We start from the raw sequence: 1,502 nt of genomic DNA, 5'->3' as shown, positions 1-1,502 counted from the left end.
TTGACGTTCGAACATTCACACCAAGCTTGGTCAGTTCGCTATGAGCGGCGGCTGAAATTCTTGGAGGTAAGGCGGGTAAAATACGCTCTCCCGCTTCTACTAAGTTGACATTTAGCTTACTTGAGTCAAGATCGCCAAAGCCATAAGTACGCAATTCTTTCACTGCATTATGTAATTCAGCCGAGAGTTCAACGCCCGTCGCTCCCGCTCCCACAATCGCAATATCAACGGTACCGTTGCCATTTTTTGCATGAAGTTTTAGAAACTCATTATTCATTTCGGTGCGAAAACGATGAGCTTGTTCAGGGCTATCCAAGAAAATACAGTGCTCACGAACCCCAGGAGTATTGAAATCATTAGACGTTGAACCAATCGCTAGCACCAGTAGATCATAGTGCAGTTCACGCTTAGGCATCAACAGCTCACCATGCTCATCGGTCAGCTCACTCAAGACAATTTTTTTGCTGTCTCGATCAATCGCTTCCAAACTACCGAGTTGAAAATCAAAACTGTGGTTTTTAGCATGTGCCCGATAACTTAAAGCGTCAACGCCCTCATCCAACGAACCTGTTGCTACTTCATGCAGCAAAGGTTTCCACAAATGGCTAGAATTTCGATCAACTAAGGTCACGCTAGCACGATTTTTACGTCCCAAAGTTCGTCCCAGTTTCGTTGCTAGCTCAAGCCCTCCAGCTCCGCCACCGACTACAATAATACGTGTCACAATTATCACCTTTAAAAGTTTTAATAATCAGCTTCAGCATCAATAACTATGCTGAAATTTTAAAATTAGAGTCGTAGGTCTGTAGAAATCAGAGTGCTCATCAATGAATCTTGTTCTTTTTATTATGTTATTTAAATGTTTTGCCGCCCAATGCTTACCGAGCAAATATTAATTTTTATCCTTTTCGCACTAAGCACGGGGTAGCGCAAATTTTCTCATTTGCTAATTTTTCATACTCTACCTATTTTTTGACACCCATCAAGTTTTTTATTCTTGATTAATTATATAGGGTAAAATAAAGCCGCCATATGTTGATTAACGGTTAACGATTGGTAAACACCTGAATAAACACAAAAGCGAGAGGGAGTGAGAATGAAGGGATAAACAATATTGGGTATTAAAGCAGCTCCACTATCGAAGCTGCGTATTGATTTAAATTAAGCCCCTTTAAAGGCCTTAATCGACTGTAGATGTTGCGATATTTTCTTAAATTTATGCGGCTGCTCATCATCCCAGATAATTTGATAATAGTCTTGTAGCTCCTGAGCGGCCTTTTGATTGTCTAAGACTTCATCATGGCGAGAAAGAAAAACCAGACAGCGGCCCTTATTTTTCATACGATACTGTTCGACACATTTTGTCGCAATATCTTCATACTCTTCCGGCCGGTCAATTTTCCCTGTCATGGTGTTTTCTGGATGCAAATTAGGGTTAAACATCACCTGTTTTATCCCACATAAAAAACCAATTCGCTCAGACCAATACCCGCCAAGACCGA

2 protein-coding genes are annotated in these 1,502 nt (G+C 40.9%); both read right to left on the bottom strand.

All coding sequences use genetic code 11. The features are described from left to right. On the bottom strand, positions 1-724 hold a 724-nt coding region (locus B7C60_RS19390), incomplete at its 3' end, for an NAD(P)/FAD-dependent oxidoreductase (RefSeq protein ID WP_245869458.1). Between the two features lie 437 nt (positions 725-1,161). Beyond that, the coding region (locus B7C60_RS19385; RefSeq protein WP_281251715.1) for a YqiA/YcfP family alpha/beta fold hydrolase at positions 1,162-1,502 on the bottom strand (341 nt) is incomplete at its 5' end.

It is taken from the genome of Vibrio fujianensis (genome assembly GCF_002749895.1).
Lineage (GTDB): Bacteria > Pseudomonadota > Gammaproteobacteria > Enterobacterales > Vibrionaceae > Vibrio > Vibrio fujianensis.
This window is presented reverse-complemented; position numbering and strand designations above follow the sequence as displayed.